The sequence below is a fragment of the Kitasatospora sp. NPDC088160 genome, from assembly GCF_044741445.1.
Taxonomy (GTDB): Bacteria; Actinomycetota; Actinomycetes; order Streptomycetales; family Streptomycetaceae; genus Kitasatospora.
The window spans coordinates 349,839-369,312 of the sequence record NZ_JBIUSS010000002.1; the positions used below are offsets into that span (position 1 = coordinate 349,839).

9 protein-coding genes are annotated in these 19,474 nt (G+C 68.9%); 4 read left to right on the forward strand and 5 right to left on the reverse strand.

Going from position 1 to position 19,474, the window contains the following annotated elements:
* Positions 1–51: 51 nt before the first annotated feature.
* From drmB to ACIOGZ_RS04215, 5 genes are all read right to left on the reverse strand, one after another.
* Positions 52–1,860: a DrmB family protein gene (gene drmB, locus ACIOGZ_RS04195; RefSeq protein ID WP_400984748.1), complete on the reverse strand. Its 1,809-nt coding sequence runs from the start codon at positions 1,858–1,860 to the stop codon at positions 52–54.
* Positions 1,841–5,032, reverse strand: coding sequence for a helicase-related protein (locus tag ACIOGZ_RS04200; protein WP_400984750.1), 3,192 nt, complete (start codon positions 5,030–5,032; stop codon positions 1,841–1,843). The genes drmB and ACIOGZ_RS04200 overlap by 20 nt, the downstream gene beginning before the upstream one ends.
* Positions 5,029–6,549, reverse strand: a complete 1,521-nt coding sequence (locus ACIOGZ_RS04205; RefSeq protein ID WP_400811494.1) for an NERD domain-containing protein — start codon at positions 6,547–6,549, stop codon at positions 5,029–5,031. The genes ACIOGZ_RS04200 and ACIOGZ_RS04205 overlap by 4 nt, the downstream gene beginning before the upstream one ends.
* Positions 6,546–11,261: a sacsin N-terminal ATP-binding-like domain-containing protein gene (locus tag ACIOGZ_RS04210; RefSeq protein WP_400811496.1), complete on the reverse strand. Its 4,716-nt coding sequence runs from the start codon at positions 11,259–11,261 to the stop codon at positions 6,546–6,548. Before ACIOGZ_RS04210 ends, ACIOGZ_RS04205 begins: the two co-directional genes overlap by 4 nt.
* Positions 11,262–11,613: 352 nt before the next feature.
* On the reverse strand, positions 11,614–12,393 hold the full coding sequence (locus ACIOGZ_RS04215) for a very short patch repair endonuclease (RefSeq protein WP_400811498.1): 780 nt from the start codon (positions 12,391–12,393) through the stop codon (positions 11,614–11,616).
* 182 nt (positions 12,394–12,575) lie between these two features.
* On the opposite strand from ACIOGZ_RS04215, the gene ACIOGZ_RS04220 reads away from it, so the two are divergent.
* The 4 genes from ACIOGZ_RS04220 (at position 12,576) to ACIOGZ_RS04235 (ending at position 19,450) form a co-directional block, all read left to right on the forward strand.
* Complete coding sequence (locus ACIOGZ_RS04220) at positions 12,576–13,835, forward strand: DNA cytosine methyltransferase (protein WP_400984753.1); 1,260 nt, start codon at positions 12,576–12,578, stop codon at positions 13,833–13,835.
* A 133-nt stretch (positions 13,836–13,968) separates the two neighbouring features.
* Positions 13,969–16,557, forward strand: coding sequence for a Z1 domain-containing protein (locus ACIOGZ_RS04225; RefSeq protein WP_400811502.1), 2,589 nt, complete (start codon positions 13,969–13,971; stop codon positions 16,555–16,557).
* Positions 16,554–17,567 (forward strand): PD-(D/E)XK motif protein, encoded by a 1,014-nt coding sequence (locus ACIOGZ_RS04230; protein WP_400811505.1) that lies wholly within the window; start codon positions 16,554–16,556, stop codon positions 17,565–17,567. Before ACIOGZ_RS04225 ends, ACIOGZ_RS04230 begins: the two co-directional genes overlap by 4 nt.
* Positions 17,564–19,450 carry a hypothetical protein gene (locus tag ACIOGZ_RS04235; RefSeq protein WP_400811508.1) on the forward strand — a complete coding sequence of 629 codons (1,887 nt, stop codon included), beginning with the start codon at positions 17,564–17,566 and terminating at the stop codon, positions 19,448–19,450. The genes ACIOGZ_RS04230 and ACIOGZ_RS04235 overlap by 4 nt, the downstream gene beginning before the upstream one ends.
* Positions 19,451–19,474 lie beyond the last annotated feature (24 nt).

Here is a 19,474-nt window from a genome sequence, read left to right on the forward strand (position 1 = left end):
GTGCCCGGGAAGACCCGATGTACGCGGGGGCGCTCGTTCGACGTTGTCGCGCTACACGATCGCCCCGCGCCGAGCTTCGTCAAGGACGGCCTCGAGGAGGCCGGGCACGTCCCGACCGCCGAGGACGAGTTGGCGGTCCAGCAGGCGGTTCGCCGTCTCGCACGAGGTCTCGCTGACGAGCGCGCAGCCGTGGCATGCCGACAGGTTGAGCGAGGAGGAACCCTGATGGTCGCTCTCGATGCACACGGGATCGTTCGAGCAGACATCCGCGTCGTTGAGGGCGGCCAGTAGCAACGGGAGGAGCTTGTCGGTGGCGCCGAGTCGGACGAGTCCGCCGAGTGTGCCCTGGGCGTCGCCCGCAGCGGTGTAGATGAGGATGCCGGCGGTGCGGTCCGCACGGTCGGAGTTGGCGTAGACCCTTTCCTGGAGTGCCGCCGATGCGTAGCCGCTGGCGAACGCGAGCCGGCGGATGAGCAGGTGGGCGATCGTGTGCAGGGCGATGAAGCGGGGCTCGGGGGAGTCGAGCCGATGGGCCCACTGGCTCGCCGCGCGTCGGTCCACCAGGATGTCGGCCCGGTCACGAACCTTCGGCAGGTTCTCCCAGTGCGAGAGCCGCTCCTCGTCGAAACGGAGGAAGATCCCTTCACCGAAGACCTCGACGGCCGGGTAGACCGGCATACGCCGCCGGTCGGGACCGAGATCGGCGGGGATGAGGTCGGCCTCGGCGTCGTGGCGCCGGAAGCCCCTGAGGGCCCGTACCTCCCGGACGCGCCGGACCTGACCGATATTGACGAGGTGGCTCGTCAGAGAGGAGGGCCACTTCGGGCCGGCGGGGACCTTCCAGCCGTCGACGACGAAGTCACCGGCGCCGTCGTCCCTTCCGGCTTCGAGCTTCCCGAGGAACGCGGCCCACTCGCCGTCCTTCAGATCGAGGAGGGGAGTGTCCGCGGAGCCGTCGTCCCCGGCCGCGACGCGCAGGACCTCCTCCGCCGTCACGCCGACCTCGCCCGCGATCCATCCCGCCACCATCTCCGCCTGCGGACCGCCGTTGTCGGCGACCACCTTGTCGAAGTAGAGGTGGCCTCGGATGCGTTCCGTGACCTGTGCGGACTGCGGACGTTCCTCGGGGATGTCCAGGGCCGAGAGGCGTTCGGCGATGTAGTTGCCGGTGGCGCCGCGCTGGACGGCGATGAGCCGGTGGTCGCAGGCGTCCCCGGGCTTCGGCTCCTCCCACGGCTGGGTGCCGTCGCAACGGATGTAGTCGCGGTGCAGGGAGTCCTCGCCGGTCAGATCGGAGAGCGGGCGGGAACGCTTGCACGCGGTGCAGTGGACGCGGAGCGCGGCCAGGCCTTCACCGTGCCGCATCGAGCGGACGAACTTCAGCTCCGTGTACGCGCGGCAGTGTCGTACGACCTCGGTGACGCCGCCGTCGGAGCCGCGGTGCGCCCACTTGAACCAGGGGATGTCCTGGATGTGGCTGCCCTTGCGGCACACGGCGACGTAGCGCATCGGCACGAGCGCGCCGCCGCAGTCGCACTTGTTGATCCAGCGGCCGTTCTTCCGGCCGGTGACCTTGGAGAGTCGCGTGCACTGCTCGCAGAACCGCCAGGCGGGGAAGCGCCAGTAGAGCAGATGGTCGGTGTCCTTGGCCGCCCGCCCGGCGTGAGCGGGCGCCTGGCGCAGTACGCCGGCGCCCAGCCGCGCCAGCAGCCGGTCACAGCTGATCTCCGGGGCCCGTTTGCGGTCCCACCACGAGGTGTCGGGGGCGATCAGAGACTCCCCGAGCACGTCCACCACGGCCCCCACCCCGAAGGGCGTGATCGTCTCCGAGAGACGCAGGTCATGCAGGATTCGTTCCACGGTCGGCTCCTTCCGACGGCTCGCGTACCTGTACGGCGACGTTCGGTTCGACGGACCGCATCGAGTCGCCGACGAGCCATCCCTCCCTGTTCTGGTTGAATCGTTTCAGCAGCGCCCGGTCCTCGGACTTCTTGTACTCGTACAGCAGCGGGGCGTGGTCGTCACGGGCGCGATTCGCGCGGTGGTCCCACTCGTTCAGTAGTCGCCACACCTGGGCCTCGGTCTCCTCGGTCTCGACGGCCTCCGAGCGGCTTACCAGGGCGACGAACGCCGAGACGATCCGTTCGACCGACCCACGCATCCGGTCGTCGTGCAGATCGAGGCGGTCTGCGGCGTCGTTTGCGGCGAGGGACGGCAGCGAGTGCCGCAGCAGCGCCACGAGGGCGCCCGCCAACGACCGGTCACGGGACGCCGTCGACCAGGGGGTGACGCTCGTCGGCTCGACGTTGCGGTAGAGCGCTTCGTGGAAACCGCGAAAGGACTCGAAGTGTGAACGGTCCCGTGCCCGGTTGGAGCGGAACAACGTCGTGACGATGCCGTTGTTCTTCCCGCGGCCGACCCGGCTGGTGGCCTGGATGTACTCCGAGGTCGTCTTCGGCTGGCCGACCATCAGCATCAGGGCCAGGCGGGGGATGTCAATGCCGACGGAGAGCATGTTGGAGGACAGAACGACGTCGACGGCGTCTTCGGTGGCGTCGACGCTGCGGCCGAGTTCGCGCAGGTCGTTGGGCAGTTCCTCCGGGCCCCGCCTACTGGTGAGCTCCAGCACCCGCCCGGCCCTGACCCGGCGCAGCGGTAGGGCCAGCCGGTCCGAGCGCGGTTCGAGACGCCCGTTGACGTCGTCGACGACCAAAGACCCGGTGCGCCCGAGCTCGCGGAGGCTGTTGTGGTACATCACGGTTGTCCAGTACGAGTCGCGCGTCCCTCCCGAGTCGGGGGTCCGGGCGAGCACTTCCGGGATCTCGATCAGCGGCGCCGCCGCGGAGATGACCGCGGAGACCTGGGACAGGGACTGCGGCATCAGTCCGACGTAGAGACGGCCCTCGCCGCTCTCGACGGGACGGGAGAAGAAGGTGCGGTCCCCGTCGAGCCCCGCTGGCGGATACAGGGCGACCTCGCGCCCGTACAGCCCTCGGACCTGCTCGCCGGAGGCGCGGATCGTGGCCGTCGAGGCGATGATCTTGGGTGGGGTGTCACCCCGGCTCAGGAGCAGCTGGATCACGGCGTCGAAGACGGCGACCGTCGTGCCGAGCGGGCCCGAGAGCAGATGGAGCTCGTCCTGGATGATCATCGACGGTTGCAGGTACGGCCTACCGAGACCGAGGAGGGCGCCCGCCGCGGTGTTGAACTGCAGGCGGGCGAACTTGTCGACGGTCGCCAGCAGGATCGTCGGCGGATCCTCGTAGAGGACCTCATCGACCACGGCCACGGGGAGCCCTCGGTTGAACCGGCAGGCGCCGTCCGTGCAGTGGACGAGGACGTCGTTGCCGACGAGCCGGAAGCCGTACCGGGCCCGGTCCATGTTCCTGGATTCAGGTACGAGTGGGACGCCGCACCACGGACACCCCTCGATCTGGAACTTGTTCGCCTCCTCGGGCTTCGCGGCCTTGTGGAGACGGTCGAGGGCGCCCTTGGCGTCGGCCCTCGAACGGGGAGTGACCTCGTTGCCGACCCAGAGCCCGATGGAGAACCGGGCCATCCCCGCCGCCCGTGGGTCGTCGTGCCGCAGAAGCTCCATCGCACAGACGAGCGAGGCCGCGCGCTGGAACTGCTGGGCCGTCAGGAGGCGAAGCGTGTAGCGGGTGATGACCGCGGTGCCGGCGCCCTTGGTCCCGTGGACGAGCCGGCGGCGGAAGATCTCGACCGCCGCGAGACCGAGGTATGCCTCCGTCTTGCCGCCACCGGTGGGGAACCAGATCAGATCGACGAGTTCCCGGTCGCCGTGGGCCTCGTCGACGGTCGAGGCCAGCGCCACCAGCAGGAAGCCGAGCTGGAAGGGGCGCCACCGGGGCTCCTCCACGTTCTCCGAGGCCCCCTCGCGTCTGATCGAAGCCTGGCGAATCTGCAGCCTCATCGCAGCCATGCCCAGTGCGAACGCGATCCTCAGCTTCTCCTGCCCCGGGTCTCGCAGAAGGTCGACGCCGTCCGCCATCCGGTCCGCGGCGGCGCGTGCCCGGTCGGTGATCGCCCGCGCGACCGGGGCGTCCGCGCCGAAGTCCTTGACGCGCCCCTGCTGCTCCGAGACCCAGTCGGAGAAGGACCGGACGAACGCGTCGAGCATTGGCACGACCTCCTCCGGTCGGGTGTCGATCCGCGACAGGTTCTCCAGCAGCAGTGCCCGGGCCGCCTCCGAGTCGACGTCGAACCCGACGGTCTCCACGGTGGGCACCACGAACGACGGCACGGGGGCCAGGAGGACGCGCGTGCACACACCGTCCTCGACCTTCCAATCGGCCGCCATGCCGTGTCCCACCGCGTAGACCTTCTTGTCGCGGTAACGAAGGCGCAGTTCCGCCGACTCGTCGTCCACGTCGAAGGACCGCGGGACGTCGTACTCCAGGATCCGGCCGCCGGGAGCCGGCATGGCGTGGAGCGCGACCTGGAAGAGCATCCGGGCGATGTCCTTCCGGTCATTGTCCTGCGACTCCGACCGTACGCGTGCGTGGACCGTCACCAGATGGGCGTCTCCGTGGGGACGCCACCTCGAGCCGATCTCGAACTCGACGTCGCCCGCCCGGAGTGCATGCGGGGCGAGCTTCTGAGCGAGCTCCAGTCCCTTGAAGGAGAACGGGCGGCGCCGCCAGCGCGGTGGACCGTCGTCCGCGATCGGCTCGTACGTGCCTCCGGAGAAGTCGCAGAGCACCGTGGACTGGTCCGTGACGAAGGAGATCGCGACGGACGACGGGCGCCAGTCCTCGGCGAGGGGCGCGGACGCGGCGCCTTCCTCCACCTCTCCCCGGGGTACGTCCGCCTCGACGTCGTCGTCCGCGATCCCGGCCGTGGACGCCGGTTCCGTGGTGGGAGGACCGAACGGCGCGGGCGGGAACAGCATCCCGACGGCGTACTGCCGGTCCGGCAGGTTGAACACCACCTCTTCGTCGCCGCCGTCCGGTCCGACGTAGGCCGCTCGAAGGTGCTTCAGGGCGCTCCTCTGCGCCGCGGTCATGCTCATGCGGTCTCCAGCTGGTGTCGGACGAGCTGTTGGAGGCGCCGCCTGTCGTCCTTGGACGCGACGATGTGCAACGAGACACGGGCGCGGGTCACCGCGACGTAGAGCGCCGCCGTTCCGGCGTCGTCGAAAGTCGTGGGCAGATCGCAGACGACGACGTGTTCCGCCTCCAGGCCCTTGGCGTACCGCGGGCTCGTCACGACGAATCCGTCGTCTGTCCTGGCCGGAGCGGCACCGGACGCGACGTCGACAATCCAGACGTCGTCCTTGCGGACTCCGTCGGTGACCAGCTTCCGGGCGACGGCCGCGGCCTCGTCCATGCCGGTGTCCCCGTCGGGTGTGTGCCACTGGACCTTCTCGCCGTGCACGATGCCCGGGTCCCCGACGTCCGCGGCCAGGTACTCCTGGACCATGTGCACCATCGCCCGGGTATTGCGGACGTTGAGGCTGAGGTCGAACAGGGAGGCCTCGGGTTTGACGAGTTCGAGGACGTCCTCGTCGAAGTTGCCGTCGACGTGCGCCTGGTTGTTCATGTCGAGGAACATGCGCCATCGGCCCGCGGCCCGGCCGCCCGCGACGACCTGGTCGAGCGTGTCCATCGCCTCGGCGGTCATCAGGTCCTGTGCCTCGTCGACGAACACGGCGTCGTAGGTCTTGTCGGGCCCGAGCCGGTGGAACGGGACGACGTCGATGTCGAGGCCGACCACGTGGGGGGCGAAGAAACGCAGGAGCTCGGGGGAGTGGAAGGTGATCAGGACGGAGCGTCCCTGGTCCGCCTCCTGCTTGGCCGCTTCCGCGAGGACGAGTGACTTGCCCGTGCCGGCGCCGCCGAACACCATGATTCGGGGGTTGCGCGCCATCGAGGCGAGGACCCGGGTCTGGCCAGCGGTGGCGTGGTTCTGCTCCTCGATGACCGCGCCGCGCTGGGCGTCGACGACGGGCATGCGCGTGAACTCCCCGAACAGGCGCGTGCGCAGCTCCTCCGGCCGGGCGAGCCTCCGGTTCCCCGGAGGCGCCGCCGACGCCTTCGCGATCGCGTCGAGGGCGGCCGTCAGCCCCGCGACGGTCATGTCGTCCTTCGCCAGCCAGTGGGTCGGGCGCCATTCGATCGCGTGTGGGGGCGTGGGGATGTCGGGCGTGACGACGACGGCCTCGTGCGCGAACCAGCCGGCGCCCTCCTCCTGGAGGACGTCCCTCAGCGCGTACATGGCGGACTCGGCCTGCTTCATCGGAGGGTCGGACAACTTGTGCCAGTCGCCACGTCGGTCGACGCTGTACCACTTCCCGTCGTGCTTGCCGACCCCGCCCCCCTTCACCTCGACGACGATCACGACCTTCTTCCACAGGATGACGAAGTCCGCCTCCGCCCGCTGCTTGTAGGCGTGCGAGCGCAACCGCACCGAGTGGAAGGCGACGGCCTCGGGATCGCCCTCCACGTCCCGCAGCAGACGGGCGAGCCGGAGCTCGGCGTCGCTCGCGGCGTTGCGCTCGATGTCCTTCAGACCGGGAACCAGGATCACGCGCGCTGCTCCTGCCAGAGGTCCTCGTACTCGCGGTACCCGAGGAACGAGTTGATGTCTCCTCCGAAGTTGTCGGCCATGTCCACGATCAGGCACATCTCCTTTCCACCGTTCTTCGGGCCGCGCAGGCCGCGGCCGGCCATCTGGATGTAGGCGTTGGGGCTGAAGGTCGGACGGGCGATGTAGAGCGCCCGCACGCCCGGTGCGTCGAAGCCCTGGATCAACAGGTCGCAGTTGGCCAGGACGCGGATCTTCCGGTCCTTGAACCGTTCGATGATGTCGCGGCGCTCCTGCCGGCCGGTCTGTCCGCTCACCGAGGCCGCCTCCACGCCGCGGTATCGCAGCGTCGCGGCGAGTACCTGGGCCGACAGGACGCTCGGGGTGAACACGAGCACCGGCCAGTCCGGATCGCGGCTGATGATGTCCTCGACCAGGGTCTTCATCCGAACGTGGCTCTGGCCGATGCGGTCCAGAACGGTCGGACTGATGCGTCGCAGTCGTGTGGCCTCGTCACGCTCCTCGTCCTTGAGGACGACCTTGATGCCGTCGAGCACCTCGTGCTCGACCCGTGCCAGCACTCCGCGCGCGACGAGCTCCTCGTAGACGTTCCCCTCGAACGCCTTGAGCTTGTGCTTGCCGAACCGGCTGGCGAGAGCGGCGGTCCCCGTCGTGGACCTGCCCTTGAAGGGCGTCGCGGAGAGTCCCACCAGAGGCCGTTCCCAGCCGCGGCCGGCCACGCCGAGCCAGTTCAGGATCCGGGTGTAGCGCTCGGACTCGCCCGCTCGGTGCCCCTCGTCGACGATGACGGCCGAGGCCCTGCTCAACCACTCGTACTCGGCCGCGCCCAGGACGACGTCGAGCTTGGCGTCTGTCGCCACCACGACGCTGAACTCGGTGTCCGGCTGGTGTACGACGTTGTTCTCCCACAGACGCCCGATCGTCAGCGGACGCTCGTCACCGAGCCCCCGCCACACCGTGCTCCAGGTCTGGACGGCCTGCTCGCAGAGCTCCGACGACTGCGCGATCCACAGCACAGCGCCGCGGAGACGGCCCTCGATGAAGAGCGTGAGCACGGTCTCCACCGCGACACGGGTCTTGCCCGCACCGGTAGGCAGTTCCACCATCGCCTTCCGATGGCGGCCCCCCTCCTCCCGAAGAGTGAGCACGTCGGCCAGCCGGCGACTGATGTCGGCCTGGAAGTCGTGGAGGTCGTTGAGCTTCACGGCGCCCGGGACGACGAACTCGGCGGGCTGGCGTTCGGTCCGACGGCCGGCGTACTCGGCCGGAAACCCCATCCTCCGCAGCCAGGAGACGGTAAGAGCACCGCCGGCCCACGTCGTCGGAACGTCGGGGAAGCCCATGTCCCGGAACAGGGTGACGAGCAGTCTGATCGAGTCCGCGCCGTAGACCTTGAGGAAGAGGTCGGCGACGGAGGTGTCGTCGTCGACCAGACCCTGTGCCTCGAGCGCCTGCCACAGGCCCTTGGGCAAGGCGTCGCGCAGGTCGTCGGGGCCGATGTAGACGTCGAGCCGCTCCTCGTCGCTCGCGGCGGCGAGGGCCTCCTGACGGAGCAGTTCGAGTCTGTCGCCGATGCCGGTCTTGCGGACGTCCTCGAGCTCGGCGTTCGTCAGGCGCAGCTCGAAGGCGTCGTTGACGATGCGCAGGAGGCGTTGGTCGTCCGCGTCGCCGCGGGCGACCAGATCGTGCCCGTCGAGGTGCCACTCGAGCGAGTCGTCCTCGACGCCGTCGTCCTTGGTCACCCGCTTGACCACCTGGACGGCCCTGGTGATCGTGGCGTCGACAAGGCGGTCGGCCACGAGTGTGCCGCGGAGCCCGGTGAAGACGTCGAGCACCCGCTCGCTCTCCTGGACCCCCTCGACGATCATCGAGAAGGCGAAGCTGTCCTCGAACCGGCCGCAACCGGCCAACGCGACGAGTTCTTCGGCCTGCTCCTCCGTCACCCTCAGGCGGGGGCGCTGACGTGTGGAGAGGTAGTCCTCCTGCTCGTCTGTGGTGGCGAGATACACCGATGACGGGGAACGTCGCTCGATCACGCGCCCCACCCTGGCGGGGATACCGGGGGGTCGGGTACCGGGATAGGCGACGCGGCACGCCGTGCGGAGGAAGTCGACGAGCACGGTGTCCCGGGTGTTGGGATCGAACAGCGGTGCGTCGAGCGCCTCCCTGAACACATGGGCGGGCACGGCGTCGAGCTCGTCCGGCAGTTCCAGGACGTCGGCCACCCGCTGCGACCCCTTGAACAGCGGAAGCAGGCTCGCGTACTGCACGAGGGACGGCGCCACCACGTCGGCGGGCGCGTGGAAGCCCCGGTTCGACTGCAGCAGCCCGGCCTGCTCCACCGCCCAACGGACCGGTGGCCGGACGGCGTGCACCGCGCCCGTGTCGAGGTCCTCGCAGGTCCAGTCCGGGTCGCCCGTCTGAAGCAGCCCGGTCGTCCAGGTCGCGCGCAAGTGCTTCGACGCGTCCGCGTCGCGCAGGAGCAACAGGACGGAGAACGGACCCGGACCCTCATTTCGGAGGAAGTCGATGTTCTGGATCGGACGTTCACCCGGGCCCCGTTGGGCGTTGAGCGTCTCCAGGACCCACTCCCGGTACCGCCCGAGGCACGGCTCGTCCTCGAGCGCGTAGTCCTTCACGGGGGCGCGGACGACCCCGAGCCCGTGGGCGACCTCCGGCAGGCAGCGCTTGCGGTCCAACGACCTCCTCTTGTGGTCGTCGCCCCCCAACGGCTCATCGAGGTCGAGGACTTGGTGGGGCCAGGCCCAACCGCCCTCGAGCGTGGGTACCTTGACCGTGGCCGGGTGAGCGGCGAGGGCCTTGAGTGCGACGGCGCCGGTGACGCCTCGGACCGCGGTCCAGAGCTTGACGAGCTCGTCGTCGCCCGACACGGTGGAAAGGGCGGCGAGGCGCGCGTTGAGGATCGCGAGCGGGTCCAGGTCCCGGAAACCTGTTTCCCTGAGGCCCGCCTCCACTCCCGGTTCTGCCAGGAAGCTCGGGGAGACGAAGACCGCCCCCTCGATCTCGACTCCTTCCTCCTGGTGCAGGAAGACGGTGTTCCGGTCGCAGATCGCGTGCAGGCCGTCGGTGGTGGGGATCACCTTGGCCCGTTCGATGTCGGGCAGGTTCCGGTGCCCGAGCGCGAACTTGAACGCGTTCGCCGCGGACGGCGCGTCCGTTCCCTCGGCCCACTCGCGTAGCCAGGAGAGAAGCCCGCGCTTTCGCAGCTCCGTCAGCGCCCGCTTCATGTCCCGGTCGTCCTGGCCGAAGACATTGCGGGACGTCGACGCCGCGAAAAGCTGCCGAAGACGGGTGAACCGCTGTCGGGACGCGTAGCAACGCCAGTGCGGAACGTCGTCGCCGGTGTTCGGGGAGTGGATCCACGCCTGATGGACGGTCTGGTCGACCTCGACGGCGAAATCCAACGCGGTGAGTTCGGAGGAGTTCCGCAACGTGCCCGTGGCGTCGGGGACGAGCGCGTGGGAGGCCGAGATCCCCGGCATGAACGCGCACAAGTACTCGTCGCCGAACGAGAGCTGTTCCCTTCCTCGCGCCGGCATGTAGTCGAAGTGGGCCGCCTGGTCGTCGGGTGTGGCCACTAACGGCAGCACGTCGACGAACATCGCCGACAGCGTCTCGAGGATCTCCTGGTTGTATTTGTTCCTGAGCAGCGTCGTCCGGTCGTCGTTCACGCTCCACGGGGCGTTGAACAGCGCCGACGCCGAGGTCTGGTCCTGGAGCGGGAAGTAGGACCAGAACCGCCCGATGCGCTGCCTCGCGTGGCGCCTCGGAACGGCGACGGTGACCTTGACCTGGTTGCGGGAGACGGCCTCCCCGACCTGCCGGCGTGCCTCCGGGGAGGGCGTGTGCATCCGGTTCTCGACGATCCACTCGTCGCCGTTGCCGTCGGGGTCCTCGATCCTGAAGACGCCTCCTCCCAGGTCCCGGGACGTGTGCGTCGTCTCGAACGAGTCCTGCCCGAGCACCCTGAGCCGCACCTCCCGCACGGCCCCGGCGAACAGGAGGAACTCCGAGGAGAACTCCTCGATCTCCTCGCGGATCCTGCCGAGGCCGGACGCGTCCGAGAGCTTCACGACGGTGGACGCCCACGACGCGAGCCCCGCGAGAACGGGGTCCTCGGCGAACGCGGCGTCCGGGTCGAGGACCGTTGCGGTGCGGAGGACCGGATACCGCTTCACGGCAGCCGTGATCTTCGCGAGCTCGCCCCGGGCCAAAGGCGAGTTGAACTCGAACGACACCGAGCGGCTGAACACCTGAGGGACGCTCGAGACCGCGAGAACGGACTTGAACCCGAGACCGAAACGCCCGATCTCGTCGCCCCGCTTGCCGCTGAGGTGCGCGTGGGTGATCGCGGTGAGCCCGTTCCTCGAGAACGGGCGACCGTCGTTGGCGCAGTAGAGGGTCCGGTTCTGCGTGTCGAGGACGATCTCGACACGGCCGGTGAACCCGCCCTCGTCCCCGCCCACGCCCGACATCGCGTCGGCGGCGTTCTGAACCAGCTCCAGGAGCGTGCGGGTGGCGTATCCCCCGACCCGGATGGACTCCTCGTGGTTCGCGTGCTCGGAGACGAGGTGCGGGTTCGCCCGGTAGGAGGCGATGGCTCTGGCGAACTGGGTCTCGACCTCCTCGACAAGACACGAGTCCGGTGTCCAGGACAGTCGTTCCGTCGTCACAGGTGTGTACTCCTCGCGTCCGGGTCTTCCGCGCTGCGGCCAGTCGTACATCCGCTCGGAGCAGTCTGAGACTTCCTGGAGCCACGCGATGTCGGGTAGGGAAACCTTCTGTGGGCGGGGTCGCCTGCGCCGCCCGCCAGGTGATTCGTGAAGGCGCGCCTCGGGCGTCCGACGACGGCACAGTCGGCCGCGATTCGGGCTGTGTGCCGATCCTTCAGTCCGTCCCCCGCATGTCACCGCTTGCTGGCAGGACGTGCACGTCCCCCGCACATCCCCACTGCACAGGACTCTAGACCAACGGACCTGACGACACGACGGATCCGGGATGAGAGGCCGAACCGAGATCTTCCGATCAGTGACGGCCCGCCTCGTGAGCCCGGTGGACCTGTTCGATGACCAGGCGGGCCGCCTCCTCGGCGGGGACGTGTTCCCAGATGCGGATGACCGTCCACCCGTGATCCTGCAGCAGCCGTACCGTCTCGGCGTCGCGAGCCCTGTTCTTCTCCAGCTTCTCGACCCAGAAGTCCCGGTTCGTCGCGGGCACGCTGCGATGTTCCGGGCAGTAGTGCCAGTAGCAGCCGTCCACGAAGACTGCGACCCTGTCCCTCGTGAAGACCACGTCGGCGGTCCGGCGCAGGGTGGGGACCGGCCGGGCGGACACCCGGTACCTGAGCCCGGCCCGATGCAGCAGTGACCGCAGGCGCAGCTCGGGCTTGGTGTCCCTGCCCGTGTTCGAGCGCATGGACGCCCGCGTCCCCAGGGAGGAGGCCCACGAGTCCGGAGGGAGGGAGGCCTCGGTCAGCAGTCCGGCCTCCTGGGCCAGGTGCCAGCCCTCGCGCAGGTTGGCGGCTCGCGTGGGGTGATCCACCTCACCGAGGGACACGGTCTTCGACCGTCCGTCGGCGGACCAGCGCAGGACCGCCTTGATCCGGCCGGTCCGGGCGGACCTGTTCAGCACGACGCTCGCGGGCCGGAGTCGTCCCTCGCCCGCGTCCACCAGACGGTGGTCGTAGCCTCCGGCGGCCCGGTCCTGTTCCTTCGAGCGCTGGGCCGTGTCCAGTCCCGGCTTCGGCCGCCATGAGCGGTCCGTCGAGCCCGGCTTCGACGACCCGCCGGGAGCTGCGACAGCCACCGATGATCCCCTACCCGTCGTGTGTGCGGTACGGAGTCGACGATACGGCCGTGGGTCGACGCCGGGGTCCCGCCCGTCGGAACGGGGCGGAATCAGGGCCGGCGCGATGCCTCCTCGCGTAGTAGAATCCAAGTTTGCGCTGTGTGTTGTTCCTGATAGGTCCGGCCGGCTAGAGTGCCTGCATGGCCGACACCCCCTCCACGATCAGCGCATTCGACCCGCCTCGCAGCGGTAAGACCCCCCGGGCCGGGGACTTCCGGGTGATCGATCTCTTCGCGGGTTGTGGCGGCTTGACCAAGGGGTTCGTCGACGCCAGGCACCACGGGAAGTCGCTGTACCGCCCCATCGCCGCAGTGGAGCTCGACAAGGCCGCCGCGGCCACCTACGAGGCGAACTTCGGCGCTCACATCCATCAGGGCGACATCGCCGAGTGGGTGAAGCGCGAGGCGGGGATCCCCAAGGCCGACGTGGTCCTCGGCGGTCCCCCGTGCCAGGGGTTCTCCAGGCTCGGAAACCAGGATCCCGACGACGAGCGTAACCAGCTGTGGCGCCACTACCTGACCGTCGTCGCTGCGGCCGAACCGAAGTTCTTCGTGATGGAGAACGTCGACGCCTTCCGGCGGTCCCCCGAGTTCGCCCTGCTCGTGAACGAGACCCGCACCGGGGGGCTTCTCGAGGACTACCTCATCCGGCATGAACTGATCAACGCCGACGATCACGGTGTGCCGCAGCGCAGGAGGCGGACCATCCTCGTTGGGGCGCGCAAGGACCTCATCGCCCCGGGCGCGGGCAAGCGGCTCGACCAGCTCTCGGAGATGGAACTCGTCGCCCTGCTGATCCCCGCACCTACCGTCGGCCGGCCACGTACCGTCTGGCAGACGATCTCGGAACTCGTCCTGAAGAAGCAGACCCCGCAACTGCCCACCCGAGGGTCGACGGTCAACGGCGTCCCGGGTCCGTTCTCCATGGAGGAACTGCACCTCCGGCGAAGCGGCATCACCCAGAAGTCGATGGAGCGCTACGCCTCCATCCCGGAAGGCGGGAACCGCTTCGATATCCCGTTCGACCTGCTGTCCGCCTGCTGGAAGAAGCACAAGAGCGGCTCCGCCGACGTCATGGGCCGGATGTTCCGGGACAAGCCTTCCGTGACGATCCGGACCGAGTTCTTCAAGCCGGAGAAGGGTCGGTACCTCCACCCCTGGCTTCACCGCCCGATCACCCATCTCGAAGCGGCGCTCCTGCAGAGCTTCCCCATGGACTTCAAGTGGTGTGGAAGCCGCGGCCAGATCGCCCGCCAGATCGGCAACGCCGTGCCCGTCGGTCTGGCGCGCGCCATCGCGGAGCACCTCGCACCGCTTCTGGTGGCTCAGGTCGAACAGTTTCCCTCGCCCGCTCCGGAGCGGCGCCGTCGCGCCAAGGAGCTGGCCCTCGTCGCCGCCTGACAGTCGGGCCGCGCGCGACCGCGACATTGGTGCGTATGGGAACGATGGTCGCGTTGCTGTACGGTCGTCACGTCGTGGGGTCCGGCCGAACAGGGGTTTCGTGTCGGGCCGGGTGTGGGGCGGAAGGGGATCCGTGGACGAGTTCGACGCGCAGTACGAGCAATTCCGGAGCTTGATCAAACTGCATACGCCGGAGCAGGCCCTGGCGATGCTCAAGCTGTTCCGGGTGGACGAGGACATCGTCAAGCGCATCGGCGAGCGCCACCAGCGGGAGACCATCGAGATCCGCGACAAGCGCCAGCCCGGCTCGGTCGTCCGCAACAACCGCGAGACCTGGTACGTCGGCCCCCAGGAGGGCGACCGCTGCTGGCCCGCGTTCCACGACCTCCTGGGACGGCAGCCGTCGTGGCACGGCGACGGCCTTCGGGACCTCGACGCCGCCTCCACCAAGGTCGTCTCGCTGCTCGACCACCCCAAGGAGAAGAAGTTCTCCACCCGTGGCCTCGTCGTGGGCTACGTACAGTCCGGCAAGACCACCAACTTCACCGCTCTGATCGCCAAGGCCGCGGACGCCGGATATAAGTTCTTCATCGTGCTCGCCGGCATCCACAACGGTCTCCGCCGACAGACCCAGCTGCGGCTCGAGCGACAGCTCCTCCAGCCGGTGATCGACCAGTGGCACCCCCTGACCGGAGTCGACGGCGACTTCGAACCGCCCGCCGGCAACCCCGCCGCGTTCTTCACCCACAAGAGCGAGCAACACGTCCTGTGCGTGGTGAAGAAGAACGTCCCCAGGCTCAGGAAGCTCAAGGACTGGCTGGAGAAGGCCCCCGAACACCTGAAGAACTGCCCGACGCTCATCATCGACGACGAGGCGGACCAAGCGAGCATCGCGTCCAAGCGGACCAACCCGCTGATCCGCGAGATCATCGACCTCTTCCCCCGGGGCGGATACGTCGGATACACCGCCACCCCCTTCGCGAACCTCCTCATCGACCCGACGGCCAAGGACCTCTATCCGCGGGACTTCATCGTCAACCTGCCCAAGCCGCGCGGCCACTTCGGCACCGAGGTCCTGTTCGGGCGGGAACCGTTCGACGGGGAGGACCCGCAGGAGGTACCCGACGGCTACGACATGATCCGGACCGTGCCCGAGGAGGAGGTCGAACTCGTCCGACCGGGCCGGGACGAGATTGACGGATTCAGCCCAGAGATCGACGGCTCCCTCCGCACCGCCGTCCTCTACTTCTGGCTCGCCACAGCGGCCCGACGCGTACGCGGACAGGGCGTGCCCCACTCGACGATGCTCGTCCACACCAGCGTCAGCACGGTGGTCCACCAGAGCTTCGAGGAACCGCTCAAGCGCTTCAAGTCCACGATCCTGGACATGATCACGGCCGAGGAACCGGAACTTCTCGACGAACTGCGTGAACTGTGGGACACGGAAACGGCCCGGGTGCCCGCGGCGGACCTCGGTGAATGGAAAGTGCCCTTCGAGGAGCTCCTCCCGAAATTCCCCGGCGTCGTCGACGACTGCCGCGTCATCCTCGACAACTCCAAGAGCCTCGAACGTCTCGACTACGAGACCGGCCCGATCGTCGCCATCGCCGTCGGCGGCAACACGCTCTCCCGCGGCCTGACCCTCGAAGGCCTCGCCGTCAGCTACTTCGTCCGAGGCGCCTCCACCTACGACACCCTGCTCCAGATGGGCCGCTGGTTCGGATTCCGCGACGGTTACGCCGACCTCCCCCGCATCTGGATGACCGACGAACTGCGGGACTGGTTCCGCCACATCGCCACCGTGGAGTCGGAGATGAGGCGGGACATCGACTCCTTCATGATCGAGGACAAGACCCCGCTGACCTTCGCCGTCCGCCTTCGCAATCACCCTGCGCTGCGCATCACCGCCGCGACCAAGATGCGGGACGCGGTCAAGGCCAGCGCCGCCTACGGGGGGCAGCGGGTTCAGACCCGCTACTTCCGCACCGCGGACGCGGAATGGCTCCGGGCCAACCGGAAGGCCGCCGGCGAGCTCGTCGAACAGGCTCTCCGCGTCGGTGGGGCCCGTCACGAGGATCGTTCGGCCCAGGGCCGGCACCTGTTGCGCGACGTTCCCTACGACATGGTCCTCGACTTCCTCGGCCGCTACCGCTTCCACGAGAAGTCGATGGACTGCGACGCGGATCTGCTCCGTCGGTACGTGGAGAGGCGGCTCAAGGCACCGGGCGGTGGGGCGTTGAAGCGGTGGAACGTGGCGATCATCGGCAAGCCGCTCACCGAGGATCCCGACGCCGCCTACGAGTTCGCCCCAGGCGTCGCCGTGAACCGGGTGATCCGTGCGAAGTTGGAGAGCGCTCACGACGCCGCCGACATCAAGACCCTCATGAGCCGTCGGGACGCCGGCGTCGACCTCGACCTGAGCCGGTTCGAGGAGATCACGGAGAAGGTCCTGAAGGTGGCCCGCCAGACGCAGTGTCCCGAGACCGCTCTGCTGACCCTCTATCCGATCGACCGGATCTCGCCCCCCACGAAGGAACGCCGCGTACCGCTGGACGCCGCCGACCACGTCATCGGGGTCGGTCTCGTCTTCCCCCTGCCCCGCGGTGAGGACAGCGAGGTCGAGTGGTACAGCGCCGATCTCTCCGGCGTCGTCCACGACGACGAGTTCGACACGATCGACGAGGACGAGCTCGCCCTCCTGATGGAGGACGACGGCAGATGAGCGCGCCCGGCCTCCGTCTCGTCCTCGACGAACACTGGCGAGGTCTCGACGTGGCCCCGGTCGCGGAGGGACACGTCCTGAGGACCTCCTCCCTCCCGGTGACGACTGCCCACGGTCCGCTCCTGGCGGCGGTCGACGCGGACGGTATGAGGCACCTGCTGATACCGCTGGCGACGCGACAACGACTCTCGGCGGGCGTCGCCGGTGGATCGCTCCGGATCTTCGAGCGCCCGCTCGAAGACGACGATAGCTACGGCCGCTTCGCCGACGTAACCTGCACCAACCGCGAACTCGACGACGTGTTCACCGGCCTCTGCCATGACGTGCTCGTCGCGCTGGCCGCCGACGGTGATCGGCCTTACCGCACCGCCCGCGCGGTCGTGGAACGCTGGCGCCGCCTGTTCAGCGGTGGCAGGCGTCCTCTGACGGACGAACAGGTCGTCGGTCTCTTCGGGGAGCTCCTCGTCCTGATCCGCCTGCTGGAAGGCGACTCGGGAGCCGTCCGCCACTGGGCGGGCCCCGAGGGGGAGCGACACGACTTCACCGACGGCCGCCTGGCCGTGGAGGTGAAGAGCAGCACCACGGTCTCCGAAAGGAGACTCCTCCAGGTCCACGGACTAGACCAACTCGAACCGCCGGAGGACGGCGAGCTGTTCATCGCCTGGCAACGGCTTCAGCCGGATCCGCGAGGACGCACCCTCGACGAACTCGTGACACACGCGAGGGAACTGTGCGACGACGAGGTCGCGTTCCTGTCCAAGCTCGCCCGCCTCGGCTACCAGCGGTCCGACCAGGGTCAGGAGGGCCAGCGGCTCTCCCCGGTCGAGAGCCGCTGGTACCCCGTCGACGACGGGTTCCCGAAGCTCACCACGACCTCCATACCGGGCGCGGAGGTACCGGCGGGGGTCCTCGACGTCCGCTACACGGTGGACCTCGCCAGCGTCCGGACCGACCGCCTCGACGACGACGCCGTGAACGACGTCCTCGCCCGGATGGGAGAGCCGACGTGACAACGACGCCACGCTGGCTGTCCGAGTCCTACGGACCCGGTGGAGGAGGAGCGGCCGAGGGCATACTCCGACACCTCGACGCCACCGAACTTGATCCGCTGACCCTTCTCGTCCGCGAGTCGGCGCAGAACAGCTGGGACGCCCGGACCGGCGACGGCCCGGTCGACTACCGCGTCGAGCTGCGTTCCCTGAGCCCCACCGAAGCGCCGATCTGGCGGGACCTGCTCCTCGAGAACGCCCCCACGACCGAACACCTCGAACTGCGCGCCTCCCTCGCTCGACCGGTCATCCGCGTCCTCACGGTCACCGACACCGGCACCAAGGGGCTCGGCGGCCCGACCCGCGCCGACGTCGTCGCCGACGGCGACAGCGACTTCGTCTCCTTCGTCCGCAAGACCGGCAGCTCCCAGGACCTCGACAGTCGCGGCGGCACCTACGGCTACGGCAAGGTGGTCTTCCACCTCGCCTCCAAGCCGCATACGGTCCTCGTCCACACCCGCTGCCGGGCCAGCGGCCGCCTGGAGACCCGACTCATCGGCTGGGCTGTCAACGAGAGCTACAGCACCGACACCGTCGAGGGCCCGAAGACGTTCACCGGCCGGCATTACTGGGGACGCGTCCAGGACGGATACGTCGAACCGCTCGTCGGCGAGGAAGCCGACGAGGTTGCCCGAAGGCTCGGCCTGAGGGCGTTGCCCGAAGGCGAGACCGGCACCACCGTCGCGGTGATCGAACCCGGATTCGGAGAGCGGGACGACGCCGAGGCGATGCGCTGGATCGCCGACGCGATCGTCTGGAACCTCTGGCCCAAGATGCTTCCCGAAGGCGGGCAACCGCCGATGCGGTTCTCGATCACGTACGACGGGACGGACGTCCCCGTCCCCCGTCCGTCCGAGGTACCGCACTTGCGCCCGTTCCTCTGGGCCCACGGCGACATGAACGTCCTCATCGAACACAAGACGAGGAAACGACCTCTGGGACGCTTCGGCGTACGCAAGTTCATCGCACCCCCCGGCAAGCCGCCGAGAGCCGCCCAGGAGGCCGGAATCGGGGGCCGGCTGCATCACACTTGCCTCATGCGCCCTGTGGACCTCGTGGTGAAGTACCTAGAAGGCCCGCCGTTCTTCGAGGAGCACGGGGGCTACGCCGCCGTCTTCCGCGCCGACAAGGGCATGGACCGCACCTTCGCGCTCTCCGAACCGGCCAGCCATGACAACTGGATGGTGGACCGGCTGCAGGACCTGGACGAGCGCAGGCTCGCGAAGCACGCCCTGAAGAAGATCGCGGACGAGATGAAGGCCGCCTCCGGACCCGCGGCCGTCGTGAACAACGCCGGGGACGGAGTCTCGCTCGCGGGTATGAGCAAGATGATGGCGGGGCTGATGGCGGGAGCCCCCGGACTCGGTGGCTCCGCGGTCTTCCCGGCGACCGGCGACACACGGTCCCCGGGACCGGCCAGCGGCAGTCCGGGCACCGACGCCTCGAACACCTGGGAAGCCGGGTCGAACCTGCCCGACCGCCCCGTGACACACGGCCGACGTGGCGCCAGGCTGCGCTACCTGGACGAGCCGTTCCACGACACCGTGGACGGTCGCGCCGTCCTCGTGCAGAGATTCGAGCTGGTCGACATCGGAAAACAGACGGTCCGAAGCCGACTCGCGGTGGCGCTGAACGACGCCCTGGGTCGAGAGGGCGAACCGCCACGGGGCGCGTTCGTGCCGACCGTGCTCGGGTGGCGGTCGGACACGGGGGAGATCCACAGATCCGATGAACTCTCCGCGGAGGGAGGCGACGGGCGGGTCTGGGCGCTGATCGTCACGCCCGCACCCGACACCGTGACCGAGATCGTCATGGTCTCGGAGCGTAAGGGCGGTGACGTGTGAGCCGTCGGGCCTACCCTTACCGAC